The organism is Candidatus Methanoperedens sp. (assembly GCA_027460535.1).
In the GTDB taxonomy this organism is placed as follows: Archaea; Halobacteriota; Methanosarcinia; order Methanosarcinales; family Methanoperedenaceae; genus Methanoperedens.
On sequence record JAPZAR010000007.1, the window covers coordinates 18,640 to 39,812 of the forward strand.

Annotated in this window: 23 protein-coding genes; 13 read left to right on the top strand and 10 right to left on the bottom strand. The window is 46.9% G+C overall.

All coding sequences use genetic code 11. From position 1 onward, the window contains the following. Positions 1-80: 80 nt before the first annotated feature. The 4 genes from O8C65_01730 to O8C65_01745 all read right to left on the bottom strand — a co-directional run bounded on the left by O8C65_01730 (position 81) and on the right by O8C65_01745 (position 3,134). Positions 81-788 carry a glycosyltransferase family 2 protein gene (locus tag O8C65_01730; protein MCZ7355629.1) on the bottom strand — a complete coding sequence of 236 codons (708 nt, stop codon included), beginning with the start codon at positions 786-788 and terminating at the stop codon, positions 81-83. Further along, a complete protein-coding gene (locus tag O8C65_01735; protein ID MCZ7355630.1) occupies positions 785-2,086 on the bottom strand; it encodes an NAD(P)/FAD-dependent oxidoreductase in 1,302 nt (433 codons plus the stop codon). The genes O8C65_01730 and O8C65_01735 overlap by 4 nt, the downstream gene beginning before the upstream one ends. 63 nt (positions 2,087-2,149) lie before the next feature. Further along, a complete protein-coding gene (locus O8C65_01740) occupies positions 2,150-2,896 on the bottom strand; it encodes a DUF169 domain-containing protein (protein MCZ7355631.1) in 747 nt (248 codons plus the stop codon). 103 nt (positions 2,897-2,999) lie between these two features. Beyond that, the gene (locus tag O8C65_01745) at positions 3,000-3,134 is read right to left on the bottom strand and encodes a hypothetical protein (protein MCZ7355632.1); all 135 of its coding nucleotides are present in this window, start codon (positions 3,132-3,134) and stop codon (positions 3,000-3,002) included. A gap of 103 nt (positions 3,135-3,237) precedes the next feature. Here O8C65_01745 and O8C65_01750 point away from each other — a divergent pair, with 103 nt between their 5' ends. Both O8C65_01750 and O8C65_01755 read left to right on the top strand, forming a co-directional pair. Beyond that, complete coding sequence (locus tag O8C65_01750; protein MCZ7355633.1) at positions 3,238-3,459, top strand: type II toxin-antitoxin system HicB family antitoxin; 222 nt, start codon at positions 3,238-3,240, stop codon at positions 3,457-3,459. Further along, positions 3,460-3,693, top strand: a complete 234-nt coding sequence (locus O8C65_01755) for a type II toxin-antitoxin system HicA family toxin (GenBank protein ID MCZ7355634.1) — start codon at positions 3,460-3,462, stop codon at positions 3,691-3,693. A gap of 139 nt (positions 3,694-3,832) precedes the next feature. Here the strand turns inward: O8C65_01755 and O8C65_01760 are convergent, their stop codons facing one another. The 4 genes from O8C65_01760 to O8C65_01775 all read right to left on the bottom strand — a co-directional run bounded on the left by O8C65_01760 (position 3,833) and on the right by O8C65_01775 (position 7,571). Then, complete coding sequence (locus O8C65_01760; GenBank protein ID MCZ7355635.1) at positions 3,833-4,960, bottom strand: 3-dehydroquinate synthase II; 1,128 nt, start codon at positions 4,958-4,960, stop codon at positions 3,833-3,835. A 2-nt stretch (positions 4,961-4,962) separates the two neighbouring features. After that, on the bottom strand, positions 4,963-5,760 hold the full coding sequence (locus tag O8C65_01765; GenBank protein ID MCZ7355636.1) for a 2-amino-3,7-dideoxy-D-threo-hept-6-ulosonate synthase: 798 nt from the start codon (positions 5,758-5,760) through the stop codon (positions 4,963-4,965). A gap of 104 nt (positions 5,761-5,864) precedes the next feature. Further along, positions 5,865-6,236 carry a roadblock/LC7 domain-containing protein gene (locus O8C65_01770; GenBank protein ID MCZ7355637.1) on the bottom strand — a complete coding sequence of 124 codons (372 nt, stop codon included), beginning with the start codon at positions 6,234-6,236 and terminating at the stop codon, positions 5,865-5,867. A gap of 96 nt (positions 6,237-6,332) precedes the next feature. Beyond that, positions 6,333-7,571, bottom strand: a complete 1,239-nt coding sequence (locus O8C65_01775; protein MCZ7355638.1) for a proteasome-activating nucleotidase — start codon at positions 7,569-7,571, stop codon at positions 6,333-6,335. Positions 7,572-7,633: 62 nt separating this feature from the next. Here O8C65_01775 and O8C65_01780 point away from each other — a divergent pair, with 62 nt between their 5' ends. After that, positions 7,634-8,119 carry a multiprotein bridging factor aMBF1 gene (locus tag O8C65_01780; protein MCZ7355639.1) on the top strand — a complete coding sequence of 162 codons (486 nt, stop codon included), beginning with the start codon at positions 7,634-7,636 and terminating at the stop codon, positions 8,117-8,119. A 46-nt stretch (positions 8,120-8,165) separates the two neighbouring features. Here O8C65_01780 and O8C65_01785 read toward each other — a convergent pair whose 3' ends face one another. Next, on the bottom strand, positions 8,166-9,584 hold the full coding sequence (locus O8C65_01785) for a radical SAM protein (protein ID MCZ7355640.1): 1,419 nt from the start codon (positions 9,582-9,584) through the stop codon (positions 8,166-8,168). A gap of 152 nt (positions 9,585-9,736) precedes the next feature. Here O8C65_01785 and O8C65_01790 point away from each other — a divergent pair, with 152 nt between their 5' ends. From O8C65_01790 to O8C65_01805, 4 genes are read left to right on the top strand one after another with little or no spacing between them, the layout of a single operon-like run. Next, positions 9,737-10,669: an ABC transporter ATP-binding protein gene (locus tag O8C65_01790; protein MCZ7355641.1), complete on the top strand. Its 933-nt coding sequence runs from the start codon at positions 9,737-9,739 to the stop codon at positions 10,667-10,669. Next, the gene (locus tag O8C65_01795; protein ID MCZ7355642.1) at positions 10,660-12,570 is read left to right on the top strand and encodes an ABC transporter permease; all 1,911 of its coding nucleotides are present in this window, start codon (positions 10,660-10,662) and stop codon (positions 12,568-12,570) included. The genes O8C65_01790 and O8C65_01795 overlap by 10 nt, the downstream gene beginning before the upstream one ends. A gap of 51 nt (positions 12,571-12,621) precedes the next feature. After that, a complete protein-coding gene (locus O8C65_01800) occupies positions 12,622-13,467 on the top strand; it encodes an ABC transporter ATP-binding protein (GenBank protein MCZ7355643.1) in 846 nt (281 codons plus the stop codon). 25 nt (positions 13,468-13,492) lie between these two features. After that, positions 13,493-13,846, top strand: coding sequence for a Smr/MutS family protein (locus O8C65_01805; GenBank protein MCZ7355644.1), 354 nt, complete (start codon positions 13,493-13,495; stop codon positions 13,844-13,846). Between the two features lie 111 nt (positions 13,847-13,957). Here O8C65_01805 and O8C65_01810 read toward each other — a convergent pair whose 3' ends face one another. Further along, entirely contained in the window at positions 13,958-14,488 is a 531-nt protein-coding gene (locus O8C65_01810; protein MCZ7355645.1) for a hypothetical protein, read from the bottom strand. A gap of 62 nt (positions 14,489-14,550) precedes the next feature. Here O8C65_01810 and O8C65_01815 point away from each other — a divergent pair, with 62 nt between their 5' ends. The 6 genes from O8C65_01815 to O8C65_01840 all read left to right on the top strand — a co-directional run bounded on the left by O8C65_01815 (position 14,551) and on the right by O8C65_01840 (position 20,942). Further along, on the top strand, positions 14,551-15,516 hold the full coding sequence (locus O8C65_01815; GenBank protein ID MCZ7355646.1) for an NOG1 family protein: 966 nt from the start codon (positions 14,551-14,553) through the stop codon (positions 15,514-15,516). Between the two features lie 244 nt (positions 15,517-15,760). Then, positions 15,761-15,925 carry a DUF5371 family protein gene (locus O8C65_01820; protein ID MCZ7355647.1) on the top strand — a complete coding sequence of 55 codons (165 nt, stop codon included), beginning with the start codon at positions 15,761-15,763 and terminating at the stop codon, positions 15,923-15,925. Positions 15,926-16,429: 504 nt separating this feature from the next. Next, entirely contained in the window at positions 16,430-18,769 is a 2,340-nt protein-coding gene (gene hdrA2, locus O8C65_01825) for a CoB-CoM heterodisulfide reductase HdrA2 (GenBank protein ID MCZ7355648.1), read from the top strand. A 4-nt stretch (positions 18,770-18,773) separates the two neighbouring features. Continuing rightward, entirely contained in the window at positions 18,774-20,072 is a 1,299-nt protein-coding gene (locus O8C65_01830) for a 4Fe-4S binding protein (protein MCZ7355649.1), read from the top strand. Positions 20,073-20,292: 220 nt separating this feature from the next. Next, positions 20,293-20,580 (top strand): nucleotidyltransferase family protein, encoded by a 288-nt coding sequence (locus tag O8C65_01835; protein MCZ7355650.1) that lies wholly within the window; start codon positions 20,293-20,295, stop codon positions 20,578-20,580. Continuing rightward, positions 20,577-20,942 (top strand): DUF86 domain-containing protein, encoded by a 366-nt coding sequence (locus O8C65_01840; GenBank protein MCZ7355651.1) that lies wholly within the window; start codon positions 20,577-20,579, stop codon positions 20,940-20,942. Before O8C65_01835 ends, O8C65_01840 begins: the two co-directional genes overlap by 4 nt. The last annotated feature ends 231 nt before the right edge of the window (positions 20,943-21,173 follow it).

Sequence of the window (21,173 nt, forward strand, 5' to 3'; positions counted from 1 at the left end):
CATAATAACGACAATCCCAATATTTCCTCTCATTGAGAGATGATTTGTTAATCATTATATATAAACGTATGACTATTTTATCAATTCCACAGGAATTCCCACCATAATCTGAATATCTGTGAACCCATCCCGAAGACATCCTTTACCAGATTGACCTTTGTTGCACCGCCGTGTTTCCATTCAACGGGAAATTCCTTTACACTGTAACCCTCCCGCTGTGCACGAACAAATAATTCTGTATCCCAGAACCAGTGGGTATCTTTCACAGAATCCATGATCTCAAACAGGGAGCTGCGTTTGAAGGACTTGAAACCGCATTGATGATCATAGAGTTTTGAGCCAAGCATCAATCTCGTAAGGAAGTTGAAACCTTTGCTTGCAAGACCCCTTTTGAAAGGTCTTCTGACATTGCTTTCCGGAAGCATTCTTGAACCCGTGGCAAAATCGTAACCATCGCGGATGGATTGTATGAGTTCCATCAGGTGCTTCATATCTGTTGCAAGGTCAACGTCGATGTATCCAAGGATCTCCCCTTTTGAGGCCGCAAACGCCCGGTTGAGCGCCCGGCCTCTGCCTTGCCTCTCATCAGAATGCAGATGTATCACAAAATCATATTTTTTCGAGAGGGCTTCACATATTTTATCCGTGCCGTCCCTGCTTCCATCTTCGGCAATTATGATCTCAAAAGATGGCGTTATCTCCCGGAGCGCTGCTGCTGTTCTCTCCACCGTGCTTTCCAAGCGCGCTGCCTCGTTATAAGCCGGAAGGACAATTGAAACCTCTACTATTGTAATGCCTCCTTCTTCAATATATTTTCAGAGCATTTAAATCCTGCCACGATCGAGCCATTCATGCTCCTCTCCGGGTAATTCGCGTCCGAGAACATACCCGCTAAATAGAGCCCTCTGATCTTTGTTTCATAAGGCAGGACTTTTTTTCCGTATCCTGTTTCATACACTGGTGCCGTGTCCTTATCCCTGCGCAGGCGCCACCATTTCACCTTCTTCCGGAATTCCGGGAAGAGCTTTTCAAGCCCTTTCAGGTATAATTCGATGATGTCTTCATCTTTTGATTTCCAGAGAACGCTATCAATACTTTGGAAATATGAGGTCACATACATCAGGTTTTCCCCATAATCTGATGCCGGGATAAAGTTAGTATGCTCTATCATGGCGCCAAAGGGCACCTCAACCCTGATGTTCAGCCAGTAGGTATCATCCATGACCCTTTCCCTCAATCCAAAAAGTGCGCATGCCGTACCCTGGTAACTGATTTCCATATCAAGTCCCAGAAATTCCGTATCCATTATTTTCTGGAGGACAGAAGGGGCAACGGTTGAAATAACCCTGTCGCATCCGATGAACTCACCATCAACGATAATGCCCCGGACAGAACCATTGTTTACCTCGATCCGTGACACATTGCCCTGCCTTATAGCGCCCCCCTTTTTCCTGATATGCGAAGCCATCTCCTCCATGAGAGCATGAAAACCCCCGCGCATGTAACCCAGGCGCTCCCCTTTCGCGCTCCTGTCCGAGCGGATGCGAACGCGACCAAGGAGCCAGGCTGCTGACACCTTGTCTTTGTTATCACCGAACTTGCCCGAAAGCAGGGGAAGGAAGAAATTATTATAAACAGATTCGCCCGCTGTATCCACTATCCACTCCTTTGCGGTAATATCATCATATGGAGCCAGGTCTTTTATCCTTCTTGCCTTCAACACGAGCCATGTTAATCCTATAACATCCATCAACGGCAATGCTTTCAGTATCTCAAAAGGCGTGTTCATCGGGAATATTTTACCTTCGAGGTAATATCCTGTCGTGCCCCTGCGCCATTCAAGCCGATTCCTAAGACCCAGTTCCTCTATAAGAGATATGAGTTCCCCGTCACCTGCGAAGATATGATGATAGTATTTTTCGATATGATACGTTCCCGTATTAAGATCCGGGACTTTTATGGTATAGCTTGATGCCATTCCTCCGAGTTCTGGCTCTTTCTCGACGACAACAACTTCTTCTTTCCCGGAAAGCTTATATGCAGCTGCAAGCCCTGCGAGTCCGCCGCCGATGATTATTGTCTTCATTACCTGCCCGTATTGCCCGGGGAAATATAAAAAGATGATTATGGATTAATATCCCGGGATGGATTAACGTATCCTCTTCTGCACCATCTTCCACGACCCCGTTGTGAGGAAGCTCTCTTCCATGTTCTCCACCATCGTAACGAATTTCGTCATTGGCACTGCAAGTGTGAGTTCATCCGCATGAACATAGGGACGCGCCGAGACATCGAACATTCCAAGAACCCCTCTGGGATTTTCAGAATCCTTTTCAAGATAGGGATACTGAACGATGGTACCGCAGCCTGACCCGAAGGGCGAGATCACACCGTTCGGCTCACCCACATCAAAACCGGCAAGAGTGAAAATGCCGGAGAGAACATCGGGTTTGGAAAAGAAAATAACAACCTCAGGATTATCATCATTCTCAAGCATGTCCCACCTCTTGAATACGATGAACTGCGAAGGAGCTTTAAAAACAGGTACATTTTTCATCAATTCTTTCACAAGTTCGGGGGATTTCTTGTAGCGCTCACCTTCAAGCTCGCCAGGAATCCCGCATGAAAGGAAGAATTCAAAGTTGGGTCTGATTTTTTCTGAAAAACCCAGGTATCTTTTCCCGCCAAAGCAGCCCACGGATTCAATGTTGAAGCAGAGGGACTTGCCCTTCCTGACATTCGATAAAGCCCCTATTATACATCTTGCTACGGAGCCGGGTTTTACGAATTCTGCATGTCCTTCCTCATCAGTATAGTAAAAGGTGATGGGAAGTTCCGCATTGTTGAAATATTTTTTCCAGAGTTCGATGAATTTATCTTTGAGTTCCATGTCCATAAATCATTCCTCCTGCCAGCTATAGTAAAGTATTACTGCCTGTGCATTATTAACTTAATCTATTATCAGGCTTTCTTAGAATTATAATGAAAGCGGATCAAATCTACTTCTCTATTATGGTCTCTTCTATCTTGATCCCGAAATGCCTCGCAGCAGCCTCGAAATTCACCAGCACCTCATCGCCTTCCTTGAACTCGGCCTCAGGGACGGTCTTCCCATTGGCGCCGACACGCTTTATCGCCTATACATTCTTAAGCAAGGTCATTTCAAACTTATTTATAGATAATATCCTCATCGATAAATTCATACACAAGTTCAACATACTATTATGAGGCAGCATTATGAAAAAAGAATTCACCGTAGTCATAGAGCAGGACGAGGACGGTATATACATAGCATCCGTGCCCGAACTCGAAGGATGTCATACTCAGGCAAAAACCCTTGATGAATTAAGAGAAAGGATAAAGGAAGCGATCCAGCTTTATTTAGAAGTCGAATCAGACCTCATCCAGGAAGTCCCTTTAAATTTCGTAGGCATCCAGAAGGTCGAGGTCGCAGTTTGAATGGATTCAATAAAACCTCTGCCTGTTAAGAAAGTTATAAAGATGCTTGAAAAGATAGGTTTCCAGCAGATAAGACAGAAAGGCAGCCATCTGTTCATGCGCCATCCGGATGGGAGAACTACAATAATCACCGTGCATCCCGGTGAGGATATTGGAAAAGGAACGATCCGCAAGGTAATAAACGATGCAAAAATCACGAGAGAAGAATGGCTTGACCTTATAAACAGTCTATAATATACAGAGCATTCATTTTCACCCCTTCAACCCTTTTTAAACCCGACAATCATAAATAATCCAAATTTCCTGCGCGCGACCGACCCCAATGCGCTATACGTTTTCCAAGTGCTTCAGCGATTATGCCAGCGCCGGAAAATCACTTCTCAATAATCGTCTCCTCTATCTTTATCCCAAAATGCCTCGCCGCCGCCTCAAAATACACCAACACCTCGTCGCCTTCCTTGAGCGAGGTCACAGGCATGGGTTTCCCATCGATTCCCACAAGTTTTATGGTCTCAGCGTTCTGGAGCAGTGTCTTGATCTTCGCTCCCTCCACCTCGGCTTCCACCAGCATCAGGGGTCTTCGCTCGATCTTCACCCTTCCCACGACCGCAGGCCGCGTCTCGCCTTCGGAATTGATTATCAGGACATCATCCCCTGAGGAAAGCTCTGAGAGGTAGCGTGTTTTTTCGCCCACCCTGATATAGGCATGCACCGCCCCTGCGTTCACCCTGAAAGGCCGCGCGGCCACGTATGGGCTCTCCTCCGATTCCGAATGCACCAGGAACAGCCCATTGCTCTGCGAACCTATCAGCATCCCCTCCCCCTGGATCATCAGGGAAGCAGTATCAACACACACACGGTCGCCCATTCCTACCTGCTTCACCTTTGTCACTCTGGCTTTAGCAAGAGGGACCTTTTCCATTCCTGACCTATCCCTGACAGCCACAACTTTCTTTATTTCTGAAAGATTATCCGTATCGAGAAGCACGCCATCGGAACCGTGCTCCAGAGTCTCAAGCGCGAGTTTTGCTTCCTCTGCATTCCGGACACCTGCTATGATCTCAACATCAAGTTTCTGAAGCCCTGCGATAAGGTTCTCAAGCGGGATGACCTTCCAGTCCGTACCTATAACAATAAGGTAATCGCACGATTTTCCCAGTTCAACTGCGAACTGCTCATATTTCTTGTTCTTTATGACAACATACCCTGCAACGGCTTTACCTTCCCGGCTCAGGCGCCTTGCTTGCGCTATATCCTCGGAGTTCGCGAAATCCGAAGGTAACTTCTTTGTCCCGTCACCTTCGCCGTCTTTTCCCACGACCATTATGTCGGCTTCATCTCCTTGTGCTGCGACCTTAATATTCCCCAATTCTCTTACCTTCCCGACATCCTCGGAATTCAACAGTATGGCATCCGCTCCGGACTCAAGGCCTGTGGTAACGCGAGGCTTATTCTCATCCCAGGAACCGCTGTCAGCTTTTATCCAGACGGCCTTTTCTATTTTCACCGGAGAGCCTCCATGGCATCTTCCACGCTTGCGCCTTTATGTGCCACGAGTGTGAGCGCCCGCGTCATCGCCGTGGGATTATCATGCTGGAAAACATTGCGTCCGATGGCGACCCCGCGCCCTCCGGCGTCCAGCGCCGCACGCACCATTGAAAGGAATTCCTCATCTGTATTTGTCTTGGGACCGCCTGCCATTACCACCGGAACAGGACAGCCTTCCACGACCGACCTGAAGGAATCCACATCACCTGTGAAATTGGTCTTTATGATATCTGCGCCCAGTTCTGCACCCACGCGCGCAACATGGGCCACAAGTTCGGGGTCGTTGGAGTTCTTGATATCCTTGCCGCGCGGGTACATCATCGCAATAAGGGGCATTCCCCAGTTGTCGCATTGTTCAGCTACAGACCCGAATTTTTCTAACTGTTTGGCTTCCGTTTCCGAGCCAATATTAATGTGTATGCTCACAGCATCGGCTCCCATTCTAATAGCCTCTTCAACGGTACATACCTGCACTTTATCATTGGGATCAGGTCCGAGCGATGTTGATGCGCTCATGTGTATGATGAGCCCGATATCGCGTCCGTATCCTCGATGACCATGCTTTGCCATGCCTTTTTGGAGGAGAACAGCGTTCGCCCCACCATCTGCCACCCTGTTCACCATGTCCGCAAGATCGACTATGCCCCTAACAGGCCCCATGGATATCCCATGATCCATAGGTATTATCACCATGTTCCTGCTCTCTCTGTCCATTATCCTCTCGAGTCGAATTTTTTTGCCGATTTCTGACAATTCAATCACCTTTATCATGTTAGTATGTAACACACTTACACGGTATTTACGATATAAATACCCATCGGTTAATTTCAAAGAACCTGATTATATCCAGCTGCGATTCAAAGGATCTTCGTGACTTTCTCAGCGGCTTTTTTTAACTCGTTAAGGATCAGGCCGATGTATCCTTCCTTCCCAACAAGGACCACGATCAATGCATCCGGGCCTGCAGTAAATGTTATAAGATGTTTATCCTCCGTCTCGACGCTGATGGATTTTGGTTTCTGGCTGCTCAAACGCATAGTCGTGGATTCTGCCGATATGTAAAGGGTTGCTGTCAGGGCCGCAAATGCTTCACTATTGAGCCCATTATTTTTTTCTTTCGAAACCATAAGCAAACCCTGCTTTGAAATTACCGCCGCGAGTTCGATACCACCCACCCCCTCCAGGTCAGAGAGGACTTTTTCAAGGGATTTTGCAATTGTTTCCATCATTGTTCCGAATTTAACTCTCTAATCACCCTGAAATATATTACCCCTGTATACAAAAATGTATTGAATCTTATCTATAAAATATTTTACTTCCAGTATTTAGGCGAACATCCCTTCAGAATGGAGATTGGTTTTTGTTGTTTGGATCGTTAACTTTTTGATCGCGTTCTGGAAATCATCCATTCCCACGCTGTATCGCTCTTCTCTTACTGCAAGCATCCCGGCTTCCATCGCAATTGCCTTAAGATCCGAGCCATTGGCTCCATCGGTAAGAGAGGCGAGTGCTTCAAAATCAACCTCTTCTGAAAGCTTCATTTTCTTTGAATGGATTTTCAGGATTGTTGTGCGTGCTTCCTTACTTGGCATCGGGATTGCAATGAACCGATCGAATCTTCCGGGGCGAAGAAGCGCAGGGTCAAGTATATCAGGCCTGTTGGTTGCCGCTATTATCCTGACATTCCCCCGATTGTTAAAACCATCCATTTCCGAAAGGAGCTGCATCAGTGTGCGCTGGACTTCCCTGTCTCCGGAGGTTGCCGTGTCAAGGCGTTTTGCCCCTATGGAATCAAGCTCGTCTATGAATAGAATGCTCGGAGCTTTCTCTTTTGCCATTTTGAAAAGATCCCGCACCAGCCTTGCCCCTTCACCTATGTATTTCTGTACAAGCTCCGAGCCCACGATCCTGATGAACGTGGCCTTGGTCTGGCTTGCCACGGCTTTTGCAAGAAGTGTTTTCCCCGTTCCCGGAGGGCCATATAACAGTACGCCTTTTGGAGGCTCGATCCCGATACGTTCGAACACCTCTGGTTTTGTAAGGGGCATTTCTACCGTCTCTCTCACATCGCGGATCGGTTCCTCAAGACCCCCTATATCTGAATATGACACACCCGGGGACTCTATGACTTCCATGGCGTTCACATACGGATCGCGTGAAGAAGGAAGGACCCCGATGACTGCAAGAGTCTGGTAATTCAAAGAAACCCGCGACCCCGGTACGAGTTCGGAGCTGTTTATCAGCTGTGATGCTCCCACCACGAACTGCGGGCCGGTGCTGCTCCTGATAATGACCTTATTGTTTTCAAGAACATCCACCACACTGCCCACGACCAGCGGAGGTGTTTTGAGCCTTTCAAGCTCGCTTTTTAACTGCCTTAACTCTCTCTCATACTTGAGCTTCTGGCTCTCAGTAAAACGCTTTTCCAATTCTATCTTATTGGCCTGGTCCCTCAGGATATTGTTCCTTTCCTCAAGCATTTTTATCCTGTCCATCAAATAGCGAGAAAAATCGTCGCTTGCCATACCGATCGGGCTTTCCCGGTTTTCCTGAGCTTCAGACATGGTGGTCTCCGAATGATATTTAAGCGTGTACGGTATATAGAGTTTTCGTCGAGATGAATGGGATGCAATGTGAAATATGCGGCGATGACATAAAAGGGAATCCAACCAGGGTGACTGTGGAAGGGACTGTCCTGGATGTGTGCGGAAAATGTGCCCGTTACGGGAAACCAACCGACAAATGGACCCCGGTGTCCAGGAAAATGTTACCCACAGAGAAGGTAATTGTAACCCGCAGGCCAAGAAGAGATGTTTTTGATAAACTTGAGGATGAGATCAACCCGGATTATGCCCACATTATCAAGAAAGCCCGGGAATCTCAGGGGTTAACGATCGAAGAGCTTGCCTCGAAGATGATGGAAAAATCCACATTACTAAGAAAAATCGAACGTGAGGAACTCATACCCGAAGATGCAGTAAGGAAAAAACTTGAAACAACACTTAATATAAAATTGACCGAAAAGATATCATCTCAAGACCAGCGCGGTGGCGGGTTCATCCGTGGGACCACGCTTGGCGATGTGGCCATTATACGAAAGAAAATGAAATGACAGGTATTTAACAATCCCATCCGAACTTCAGGATATTTACTTATTTTTAGATTCTGCCAACCATTCTTTCATAGAAATTGCACCACTCTTCAAATCCGCATCCAGAGTTCCAGGGCATATTTGCCCTGAAATCCTTCACAATATCAAAATACTCCCGGGGGAACCATGGTGCTTTGAAATCGAACTGGTCAAAGTCACCCCAATCTTCAAGGGAAGTTAGAGGTTTCAAACCTTTCTCAAGCGAGACATCGTATAGTCTCGTGTTCGGGTAGGGTGTATAGAATGATAAAAGAATATCCATATGAGCAAGTCTGCCATGTTTGCCGTATGCGCATATTATCTTATGTATCTCGCTCAATGTGCTTTTAACCTCTTTTCCCGCTTCGACCCCCGGAATCCCCACCATGAACGAACCCCGGATGTCAATATCATGCTTTATGCACTTATCGATGCAATTCTTTATCTGGCTCACCCTGGAGCCTTTGTTCATTGCATCCAATGCATCCTGAAATCCGCTTTCAAATCCAATGAATATTTCATGTATGCCGGCTTCGCGCGCTAACGCCCAGACGCTCTCATCCATGCGCGAAAGCTGCTCCATCCTGCCATTCACACTTGTCAGACGGATGCCCAGGTCTTTTTCGATCAGAAGCCTGCACAATTCTTTCACACGCCTGACATTAAGGAAGAAATCACTGTCCCTTATCATGAATGTGTCTATGTTGTATGTCTTTGCAAGGTATTCAAGCTCTGAAACCACGGTTTCATGCGCAAGTCCTGACCAGTGCCTGGCGCAGAATATTGGCTCAGAGCAGAAATCACATCCTGAGGCACAGCCCTGGCTTGTATAATAGTCAATGCATCGAGTCCCGAACTTATATCCCTTTATGTGCCGCTCCACCTCTATCATATCATACGGAACGGGGGGAAAGGCATCGAGTTTTTCAAATATCCTGTCAGGGTTGTTCATGATCCTGCCCCCATCTTTAAACGAAGCCCCGGGAATTCCGTCAATTGCACCATTATTGCTGAGTCTCTTCACGACCTCCCTGAATGTGAGTTCTCCCTGGCCCCTGATAACAATATCAATATTAGGGTTTTCAAGCGTCTGCACCGGTTCAGTGGATGGGTGATACCCGCCCCAGATGACAGGCAAATCAGGATTGCGTTCTTTAACAGCCGCGCAAATGTTAATCCCGTCCCTGATCTGGTAGCAGGTCATGCTGCTCACTGCAAGACAGAGCGCATTATCGCACGCGTCCAGGATCTGCTTTCTGTAATCTTTATCCACTGCTGCATTGATGATCTTAACTTCAAATTCATTCCTGACCATCCGGGCAAGAGCAAGAAGGGAAAGGGGGACATTGACAAGAGGAACCTGAAGCGACGTGGTCTTCTTATTTTGGATTGCAACAGGATGTTTTACAGGCATCGGATTGAACAAAATGATAGTGTTCTTTTTCATGTTCACGGTCAGTTCTATGAATGTGCTACTATTTCAATTTAGAACTCCATGAAATCGCAATCATCCCATAAAAAAGTTTTAAATAGTTGCAGGGAAAATATAAACTATACCTGACCGACATTTTGTATTCTAGAGAATAACATGGGTACGCAATGGAACCGATAATAGAAATTCGCGGATTATCGAAAAGTTATGGCAATTTCAGTGCGTTAAATAACGTTTCCCTGAGCATAGAAAAGGGAACGATTTTCGGTCTTCTCGGCCCGAACGGGGCAGGCAAATCTACATTGATAAAGGTACTGTCATGCCAGTCAAGGCCCACGTCCGGACGGGCATATATCTCCGGTCTGGATGTAGTCAATGATAAGAAAGAAGTGCTTTCAATCATCGGGGTCGTCCCTCAGGAACACAGTTTCTATGATGAGCTCACGGTAAATGAAAATCTCGAGTATTTCGGTTCACTGTACGGCATTCCAGTCATTGAGATCAAAAAAAGAGGCCATAGAATCCTGGAAATGCTGCAACTGGGTGATAAGAGCGCAAGTTTTGCGGGCACGCTGTCAGGTGGAATGAAAACCAGGTTGAATATCGCCTGCGCACTGGTACATAAACCCGATGTGCTCATCCTGGATGAACCCAGCGTAGGACTTGACCCGGTTTCCAGGAAAGCATTGTGGAATACCATCAGATCAGTCAATAGCGAAGGCACTAGCGTTCTTATCACCACGCATTATATGGAAGAAGCCGACCTGCTGTGCGACTGGATAATGATAATGAACAGGGGCAAGATAGTCGTTGAAGGAACATCTGAAGAGCTGAAAAAAATGTTGGGAGCAAGGGTTATCCAGATAACGAGCGCTCCAGGCGACTATCGATCGATCAAAAGCAAAGTGGAGTTGCTGGAAGCGGTATCATCCTGCAGCATTGGCGAGAAAGGATTGAAGCTATCCCTCAAGGAAGATCTGCCGCTTCAGGCGATCTTTGAAATATTCGAATCCATGGGTGAAAAAATAAAGGACGTTGAATCCAGCAGGCCCAGCCTGGAGGACGTGTTCATCCATGCAGCAGGGGAGGAATGGCATTGATCGGCTTTTCTGTTATAAAGAAGGATTTGAAGGTTTATGTACGCCATAAAAAAACGTTGCTGCTGATTTTTATTGCACCAATCCTTATCATGATATTGATCGGGTCTGTGTTCTCAGGTTCATCAGGTGAAGGTCTTAAGGATGTAAAGCTGGGTGTGGGGGGTGGATCAGACCAGGGAAAGCAAATCATTGAAGAATTGAATACCAGCAAGATGTTCGTGATCGTCAAAGAGAACACGAGCGATCCTGCTGTTATTGAAAATGGTGTAAAAGAGGGAAAATACAGTGCAGGGATTTTCATTCCTGAGAATCAGACCCAGGTGATTCGATTATACCTGGATAATTCAAAAGTGCAGATTGCGCCGGTTATTTCTACTGTTTTCCTCACCACCACCGAAAAAATGTCCTACGAACTCACCCTTGGTTTCATCAGCAAGCTGTGGGAAAACCTGGCTCAGATGGAATCCGAACTGGATCCGCTGAAGGATGGGGTCACCCGTATCAATGGAAGTATCGCGGACATGAATCGGGATACCCAGAAAGTACTGATCTCAATGAACAACATAAACGCCACCGGCCTGAATGAGTCGATCGTCTTGATGAAAAACACCATTGACCAGATGGGTCTCGACCTTAACAGGACCGGCTCTGATATCAATGTAACGCGCACAGAGATAATCGAACTGGATAAGAACGTGAGTTCGATATACGACGATTCGGCTGCACTGAGAGATGACCTGAAATTCGTGGTCGATAATATCGATTCCACGGATGCCTCATTGTTTGCCATCCAGACAAATTTGCAAGGGACTTATAATCTGACTTGTGGTGGTCCATCAGCGCCGCAGTGCGTTTCACTTGCCGGCACCATCAGGCAGGTACAGGATACAAGAGCCCTACTGCTTGAAAGGACTGACCGTATCAGGTCTCTTTACAACGGTCTTGTGAATGTAGCCCAGAAAGGTGCGGAATTGCACCAAAAATTGAACGAGACTGACACGCGGCTTCAAAATATGCAGGGGTCTATAACCAATTACACGGCTGAGATCTCAGGTATATCTGGAAATATCACAAATATCGAATCTGCGGTCATCACCCTGGGAAATGTGAAGGACAGTTCAGCCAACCTCTCCCTCCAGATGGGAAACCTGACCTCTGAAATATCCAACGGAACATCCAATCTATCATCGGATATTGCCTGGACGAAAAGCGTTTTAAGCGAAGTGATCAAGAAGTCACCCGCTGCTATTGCCGCCCCAATTAAATTGGAAAGGGAGTCGGTTTTCAGCGACAGGTCATATCTTGACTTCCTGATGCCCGCAATTATTTCAATTGTGCTGATGTTCGTTTCATTCCTTCTTGCATCCATAACAATCGTCCAGGAGAAGTCGAAGAAGACCCTGATCAGGACGCTTTTGACACCCCTATCTTTAGAAGAATTTATCCTCGCAAAGACATCTGCGCTCATCTTTATCGCCCTGCTGCAGGGAATTATCATGATCGTCGTGGCCTACGTGCTTTATGGAATAGCGATACCGGTCAACCAGCTCGGTCTCCTTTTCCTGGTGATACTCATATATTCGGCCTGCTTCATAGGGATCGGCATGGCAGTTGCAACGTTTGCGGAATCGGAGAATACGGCCATGCTCTCATCCCTGGTGCTGAGCATACCCATGCTTTTCCTCTGCGGCGTTTTCTTCCCGTTCGAGACCATGCCCCAGCTGATGGCTGCTCTTGGCGGCGCTCTTCCGATCACATTGGGCATCAAGGCGCTGGAATCTGTCCTGATTTACCAGAAAGGGTTCGATGTACTCGCTGGATATCTTGTGCCACTCATTGCATACGGTTTAGCTGGATTGGGGTTGGCGTACCTGCTATTGAGAAAAGAGGTCAGGGATTGAATTTCCCTCTGTTACAAAAAAATTATGGTTCTATACGCATATGAAGAAGCCATGGTCCCCAATCCCGTTGTCCGCATCAGTCACGTCTCTTTGGTACGGAACAATAAAACCGTCCTGCAGGATATCTCCTTCTGCATTAATCGAGGCGAGCACTGGTCGATATTGGGACCAAACGGCTCGGGAAAGACAAGCCTTGTAAGTATAATCAACGGCTATCACCAGCCCTCCGAAGGAGAAACATGGGTTCTGGGAAAAAAATTCGGATCTACCGACCTTCGGGAACTGCGCAGAAATATCGGAGAATGCAGTTCCGAGATACGGGATATGGTACATGATTGGGAATCTGTCAATGATATCGTGCTATCAGGCAGGTTCGGCAGTATAGGTCTTTATGAATCCCCATCCATGGCAGACCTTGAACGCTCTTCCTTTCTGATGGAATTTTTTGGATTGTCGGGGGACAGGCAGTTCAGAACGCTTTCGTTCGGAGAACAGCAGAAGACCCTGATCGCCAGGGCAATGATGCCTGAACCTGATTTACTGGTGCTGGACGAGCCATGCGCAGGGCTTGACCCCAGGGCAAGGGAAGAACTTCTGGATGCGGTGCAGGAAATGTGTCTCATGCCAGGTGGCCCGACATTGATCTATGTCACTTACCATATTGAAGAGATAATGCCTGCCATAACCCATACAATGGCGCTGCGGGATGGGAGTATTGTTGCATGCGGTCCAAAAAAGGAAGTGCTTACAGGTGAAGTATTGAGCAGGACTTTTGACCTGTCCATCTGCCTCAATGAAAATGGAGGACGCCTATGGCCTGTGATATTGAAAGGCCGGGTCGCGGCTAAAAATAGATCTCAGCGGTCTTTTTCAACATTATCGCAAAATCTTAAATAAATCAGCTAATAATACCTGTCCACTTATGGCATGGTTCGATGTGGATATATTCAGGAAATGCATCGAGGTAGACCTGCATTGCTATTCCCATAGAACTGCGCTGATTGCTGCGCGCGAGAAAATACAGGAGGCCTATGAACACGGGTTCAGGCATATCAGGCTGATCCACGGCTCAACGAATATCAGGAATAACGGAGACGGGGGAAGTATAAAATTTGCGCTTCGCTCCATGTTGAAGAAAGGCGCGCTCGAAAAGTGGGTGGAGGAAAAGGATTCCAAGAACCACAGGGTAAGTGACGGGTCAATAATTCTTGCTCTTCGTAAAAACCCTGCACCGATGAATCAGGAATGGAAAGAGATGCCGTTGGATGAATATTAAGGGGATTCAGATATGGTAAAGCTGACACAATGCGGCTTTTTATAATCATGTCAGAAGACCTGAAGGAAATCCAGGAATTTGTCAAGAAGATTTTAATTTATTTCTCATGAATTACTGATTTCTTACGAATTTGAATTCCCACAGGCTCCCGCCCTTTATCTCCTTTTGCTTCAGGTGCTCTATCTCATGGGCTATGTCGTAAGCAGTTGACCCGTCAAATACCAAATCCTTTTCTGCAAGTTCTTCTACATTTATTTCTTTTTTGAGTGGATGGACGGTCGCTTTAATGATGCGATCGCTCGTGACCTTGACCCTGTACGGGCGCCTGACCAGCAGCCTTACTTCCTCTTCGCCGCATTTCTCCAGCCTGTGGACGAGTCCCTCTTCTTCTTTTAGGACGGGATTTACGAACAGGTATATTTCCTCGAGGGAATAACCAAGTCTTTCTTCGTCATCGTAAATTGTGGTTTTGTCCAGGATGGCTATGGTCCTTATGTTCTCCGAGGAATAACTGTAATCGCCGCCGTCCCTAAGAGAGAGAAGGAGCGGTAGAAAGGCGTCGCTGGGGATGTCGAAGCTTGAAATGAGTTCTTTCTCGGCGCGGGTGAAGGCGAGTATTTGCCTGAGATTTTCGGTGTCCATTCATTAAGTTAATATATCTTATTACATAACCATTTTATCCCACCATCACCTCTTAAGCCTCAATGATATTCGAAAAAATCCCCACAGTCCCCACCTCTGAAGAACTCCTGGACAAGTCCTTCCGCCGCGCCGCGCGCGCCAAGCATGGAAAGCGCATACTTGACCGCGCATCCAAGCTCAAAGCCGAGGAATCCATGCTTCTCACCGCGGCCAACATACTCAATGATAACCTGGTGAATGTTGTCAGGAAATTCCCGAGCCTGGACGGGATACCGCCTTTCTATCTGGAACTTGCAGATATACTCGTGGGCGTGGAAGAGATGAAAATGAATCTCGCCTCGGTGCAGTGGGCGGGGACCAAGATAAATGAGCTGGCACGAAAGTACGTTGGGATGATGCGTGATGCCGAGGATGCGAAGGTGGTGCGAAAGCAGGCGTTCGGGCGCATCTCCTCTATCGTGGACAGCATAGACGGAAACCTGCGATTCCTGAATAATGCAAGGAATAAGCTTCGGAAACTTCCCGCCATAGATGAGGGGCCTGCAATAGTCATTGCCGGTTATCCCAATGTGGGAAAATCCAGTTTTGTTGCGCTTGTGAGCAGCGCGCACCCTGAGATAGCCCCGTATCCCTTCACCACAAAAGGGCTGGCAGTAGGGCACTTTGAACGGAAAAGGGTGCGATACCAGGTAATAGACACCCCGGGGCTTCTTGACCGTCCCCTTGAAGAGAGGAATGAAATAGAACTTCAGGCAATTTCTGCGCTCAAGCATGTTGGAAAAGTCATGCTCTACATAGTCGATCCCTCCGAGACCTGCGGCTATACTCTTGAAAAGCAGATGCATCTTCTGGAGGAGATAAAAAATGAGTTCAATATCCCCATGATAGTCGTAGCGAACAAGACAGATATTTCCGCCCCGGCCGAGGGTGTGGATATGAGTATGTCCACGCTGACAGGAGAAGGAGTGGATACGGTTCTTGAGCGGCTTATAGAAATGATCCCTGAAGCTCGTCAGGATAACATTTGAAGGAAACTTAATCGCTCAACTGGAGAAGCAGCATAAAAAAGCGATAGGTGAAACACAAGCAAGGATTAAACGGTTGAAGGAATCAGGGAAATAATAAACCCCTATATTTCTACTGCAATTTATAAAAATCAATAATATACATTTGGATAATTCACATGTGTATGTAACGAGTTAAACTTTTATACTTTATTAGTATATTATTATATCCATTATTTAAAGGAATGAAAAGAAGGAGAAAAACTAAATGATGACAAAAATAGTTCATGTCCAATCAGTATTACTATATGAAGATACCATTGCATTAAAGGAAAAAACAGGTGAGTCCTCCATTAAAGAGGCTATTTCAAAGGCAATTTACCATTATTTAAAATGCCAAAATTCTGATGGAGATAAAAGCAAAAATACTTAGGAAAACTTATCTTCTTTTATCATCCTTCTTTTTACTTCTACCGTTTTTGCATCTTTTAGGGCATTTCTCTCCTGCTATAGTCTCAATAAGATATATAAACAATCATTCGTTAATATACTAACAATTATGCAAGGAATATACGAAGGCTATCCAGTAATGCTTCATGATAGAGCTTGGACTGTAATCCTTACTTTATCGCAAGATAATACAGGCACAACTCATTTTGACAGAGCCATAGAACTCATTAAACATTCTGGACAGGCATCTGTCGTGAGGAATTAAGGGATAATGACAATATTTTTTCAAAAATTTCCTTCCACAGATACCATATACTTTTATGCATTAAAAAGAATGTGAGAAGTTAATAAATGTCATTAAAGGCATTCAAGATAGAATATGATAAAAATGGTTTACAAAAGAGGGAAGTCGCGAGACCGAGACTGATACTAATATTAATAATGCTGTTAACGGTAAATTAGTATTCATTGAGAATCTGGAGCATTAATGCCAATAGGTGTATATATCTGCCACTGCGGGTCGAACATAGCAGGAACCATTGATGTCGAGGACGTCAGGAAACATGCAGAAAAGCTGAAAGACGTAGTGGTAGCAAGGGACATACCTTTCGCGTGCGGCGACTCCGGGCAGGAGCAGGTCAAAAAAGACATCGAGGAGCTGAAGCTTGACAGGATAGTAGTGGCCGCATGTTCTCCACGCCTGCACGAAGTCACTTTCAGGCGCGTGCTTGAACAATCTGGCCTTAATCCCCATCTTCTTGAGATGGTCAATATCAGGGAGCAGGGTTCATGGGTACACTCAAATACCAACAGCATGGCGACGCAGAAAGCAAAAGATCTCGTAGCTATGGGCGTGGCAAAGGCCGCGCTTCTCTCCCCCCTCGAAAAAAAGACGCTTCCAGCGAACAAGGATGTGCTTGTTATCGGGGCAGGAGTTGCGGGTATAGAGGCAGCCCTTTCCCTGGCTGATATCGGAGTAAAAGTCCGACTGGTTGAAAAGGAACCGACCATCGGCGGCAAAATGGCGCTGATGAACGAGGTATTCCCTACCAACGACTGCTCGATGTGCGTTCTGGCTCCCAGGATGTCAGATGCACAGAACCATCCAAACATTACCCTGTATACCTATTCAGAGATAAAGAAAATCGAGGGCAGAGCGGGGAATTTCAAAGTAACAGGAATTAAAAAGCCGCGCTACATCGATGAGAAAAAATGCAAGGGCTGTATCGACATCTGCGCCCAGGTCTGCCCCATCGATGTACCAAACCAGTTCGATTTCGGGATAGGAAAGCGAAAGTCCATCTACATACCTTTTGCGCAGGCCGTGCCGCTGGTAGCATGCATAGACGAGCATTGCGTGGGCTGCGACCTGTGCAGGCTTGCATGCCCTGCCGAGGCAGTGGATTTCACACAGAAGCCGGAGGAGTTCGAGTTCAATGTAGGGGCGATAATCGTTGCAACAGGCTATCAGCCCTTTGATGCCGCGCGGAAGGAAGAGTATGGTTATGGCAGGTACAGGGATGTCATAACCAGCCTGGAGCTTGAGAGGATGCTGAACTCTGCAGGGCCAACACACGGCAGGGTGATCTCGCCATCCACGGGAAAGGATGTGAGAAGCGCCGCCTTCATCCTGTGCGTTGGTTCGCGTGACGAACAGGTGGGAAATCCCTATTGCTCCAAGGTGTGCTGCATGGCATCAATAAAGAACGCCGTCAAGATCGCTGAAAAATATCCTGATGCGAAAGTCTCAGTGCATTACATTGATATCAGGGCAGGCGGCGAGATGTATGAGGAGTACTATAGACGCGCCCAGGAGATGGGCGTCTCGTTCGTACGCGGGCGCGTGGCTGAAGTAGAAGAATCCGACGGGAAAACGATAATCCATTATGAAGATACTCTTTCAGGAGAGAAATGCCATGAGGAATACGATCTCGTTGTGCTCGCCATCGGCATGGAGGCGAACAAAAACGCAGAGGCGCTGGGAAAGATGCTGAACCTCTCCACGCGACCTGACCGCTTCTTCCAGAGCTCCCATCCCAAGATGCGCCCGGTGCAAACACATACGAAGGGCGTATTTATTGCAGGTTGCGCCTCTGGTCCGAAGGAAATACAGGTATCCATAGAGCAGGGGAGTGCGGCCGCAGCCAAAGCCGTTAGCCTTCTCCATACGGGGGAGATAGAGATCATGCCCATGAGTGCATATGTACTCCCTGAGCTTTGCGAGGGATGCGGGATATGTGAAAACGTATGCGAGCTGGGACGCATCAAGGTAATCGACGGGAAGGCAGTCGTGGACGAGGTGGCATGCAGGGGATGCGGCGCATGCAGTGCCGCATGCCCGAACGGTGCGATACAGCTTGGAAGTTATACGGACGAGCAGATAATGGCGCAGATACAGGAAGCCACCCGGGTGATCAGTGAGTATCCTCTGGTGATCGGGTTCCTGTGCCACTGGTGCAGTTACGCGGCTGCTGACCTTGCGGGTTCCCTGCGCCTTCAGTATCCCACGAACCTGCGCAGCATCAGGGTTCTTTGCGCGGGCAGGGTCAATCCCTCCTTTGTGCTTGAGGCGCTGCGGCGTGGGGCTGATGGTGTGCTTGTGGCAGGATGCAGGCTCGGGGAGTGTCACTACACCATAGGTAATACTTGCGCCCTGCAGAGGATGAACGTGCTTGGAAAACTGCTCGTTGACCTTGGATTTGATGAGCGGCGGCTTCGCGTTGAGTGGATCGCCGCAAGTGAAGGAGAGAAGTTCGCCGGGATAGTGAAGGACTATGTTCAGCAGCTAAAAGAACTCGGTCCGGTCGGCAGCGAGCTTAAGCGGTGATTTCGTGAGCGAAGAAAAACTGGAAGTAGCAGTAGAGAGCGAAGTCAAAGACACTCATTTTCTCTTCACCCAGAGAACGGGGAAATCCAAGAAGCTCCTTGATTATGATTATAAACGATGCAACGGCTGCGGGATTTGCATTGATATCTGCCCAAAAAAAGCTATCGAACCCGGTCCGCTGATCGAAATAGCCACGGGACTGGACGCGCCGCCGGTTATCATCGACCATACCAAATGTTCATTCTGCGGCATGTGCGCCGCCTTCTGTCCCGTGAAGGCTGTCCGAATGTCTGTGAACGATAAGGACCTGCTTGGATTAACAGAGTTCCCGCATCTTGATTCAAGCGTTGTCTTTAATGATAAATGCCTCCCCTGCCTGCTCTGCAAGAAGGCATGCCCCGAGGAAGCTATCAGCGTTGATCTCACATTTGCGAAAAAAGAGACCGCTGCGCCGTTTCGGGCGGGCAGGAAGGGTCAGATCGAGGTGGACATGGATAAGTGCACCCTGTGCGGCGCATGCGCGGAGCTTTGCCCTGCGTTCGTTCTCGTTGAGAAAAAGGCAAAAGCGGACGATCTCATGCCTTTTGAGAACCTGCTGGTAGACCGGGAGAAGTGCGATTACTGCGGTATCTGCGTGCCTTTCTGCCCTGAGGATGCCATAAAGGTTAAGGGTGAGTTCTTCGGGGAGGAGCCGAAGCTCGCGGGCACGATCAAAGTGGATAATGATAAGTGTACCAGATGCGGCTGGTGCGAAGCCGTCTGCCCGTACGATGCTGCTGAGGTAAAAAAACCCTTCGAGGGCGAGATAGAACTCATTCCAGGCAAACTTGAAGGCTGCGATCCTGTGGGATGTCATGGCTGTTTCAATGTCTGTCCTTCAAAAGCATGGATCATCCCGAAGGATAAGAAAATAGATGTTGTCCGGGATTTCTGCACCTACTGCGGCGCATGCGAGAAGGCGTGCCATGTAAAGGCTATCGGGGTGAAAAGGACGGCAGCAAAACATACCGAAATAGCGGATACGCCTTGGGCGCCTGACTGGAAAAGCGCGATCTTAAGTCTCACCACGCAGCAGAGAGGACGGCCCGACATCTCTCATACCTTGAGCGTGGAGAAAGTCGAGCGGAAGAACGGCCCTCCGAACGTCAGGCCGGAAGTTAACCTTGATTACAGGAAGTCAGCCTCTGAAAGGATAGAGCGGATATCCTCGCTCCTGGGAAATAAACAGGTAAGGAGCGCATGGGAGAGAAAAGAGCCGGGGGCTGCGGTGAATGAGATAAAGAGAAAAATAAGGCACGAATGATAAGGCGCCTAAAGGAAGGAGTTATCGAAATAATATTGAAGCGAATGGAGGAAATAAAATAATCGATGAATATATCAAAATTGATGAATTTGTTGAAGCTGTTAAAATATTATTAAAAACTGTTTAAAATTAGAGCTGATTGAATGACGAAATCTAAAGAGAGATCATTAATTGTCTCCCAGGACAAGAGTTTATTTCTCATTAAAAGAAGGTTGCATAAATGAATGAGCAAATAATCGAAATAAAAGATAAAATCCTCAATGCACTCAGGCGGAATGATGTTAAACGTGCCTCCCTTTTTGGTTCTGTTGTAAGAGGAGAATTGACAGATGAGAGCGATATAGATCTTCTCGTTGAGTTTAGAGGCAGAAAAAGCCTACTTGATCTTGTAGGATTAAAATTAGAGCTCGAAGAGGTATTGAAAAGAAAGGTTGATGTCCTTACATACAATTCCCTGCATCCTCTTTTAAAGGATAGGATACTTCGCGAACAGGAAGTGATACTATGAAAAAAGATCCGGAGGTATTTCTTGAGCATATTTTAGAAAGTATAGAACTTATTGAAAAATATACAGCAAATAAAACTATCAGCGATTTCATCAAATCTGTTCAACTTCAGGATTCGATCATTCGTAGAATAGAAATAATTGGGGAAGCGGTCAAGAATTTACCTGATGAGGTTAAGAACAATTATCCTGACGTTCCATGGAAAAAGATAGCCGGAATGAGGGATGTCCTTATCCATGAATACTTCGGAATTGATCTGGAGTTGACATGGCAAGTAGTACAAAAGGACATTCCAGATTTGAAAAGGGAAATCATGAAAATAAAACATGATTTAAAAACAAGATCCTCGAAGTCAAGAAAGTAAGACCTGCGATGAATTATTTCAAAACATCAACAGAACCATAGAAGTTGCGCCCCCCTGAGATAATTATTTCAAGCCCCCATCTATTTTATTACAATGCCAAACTAACGGGCATACGATAGAAACCCTCATTCGCCACCGTTGATGCTGCCGAATTCTTTCGGCATTCCACTACGCTCCCTGAAACGCGTTTGTTAGCTTCTCCCGGTTTGCGAAAATTCAGGCGCTTTATAT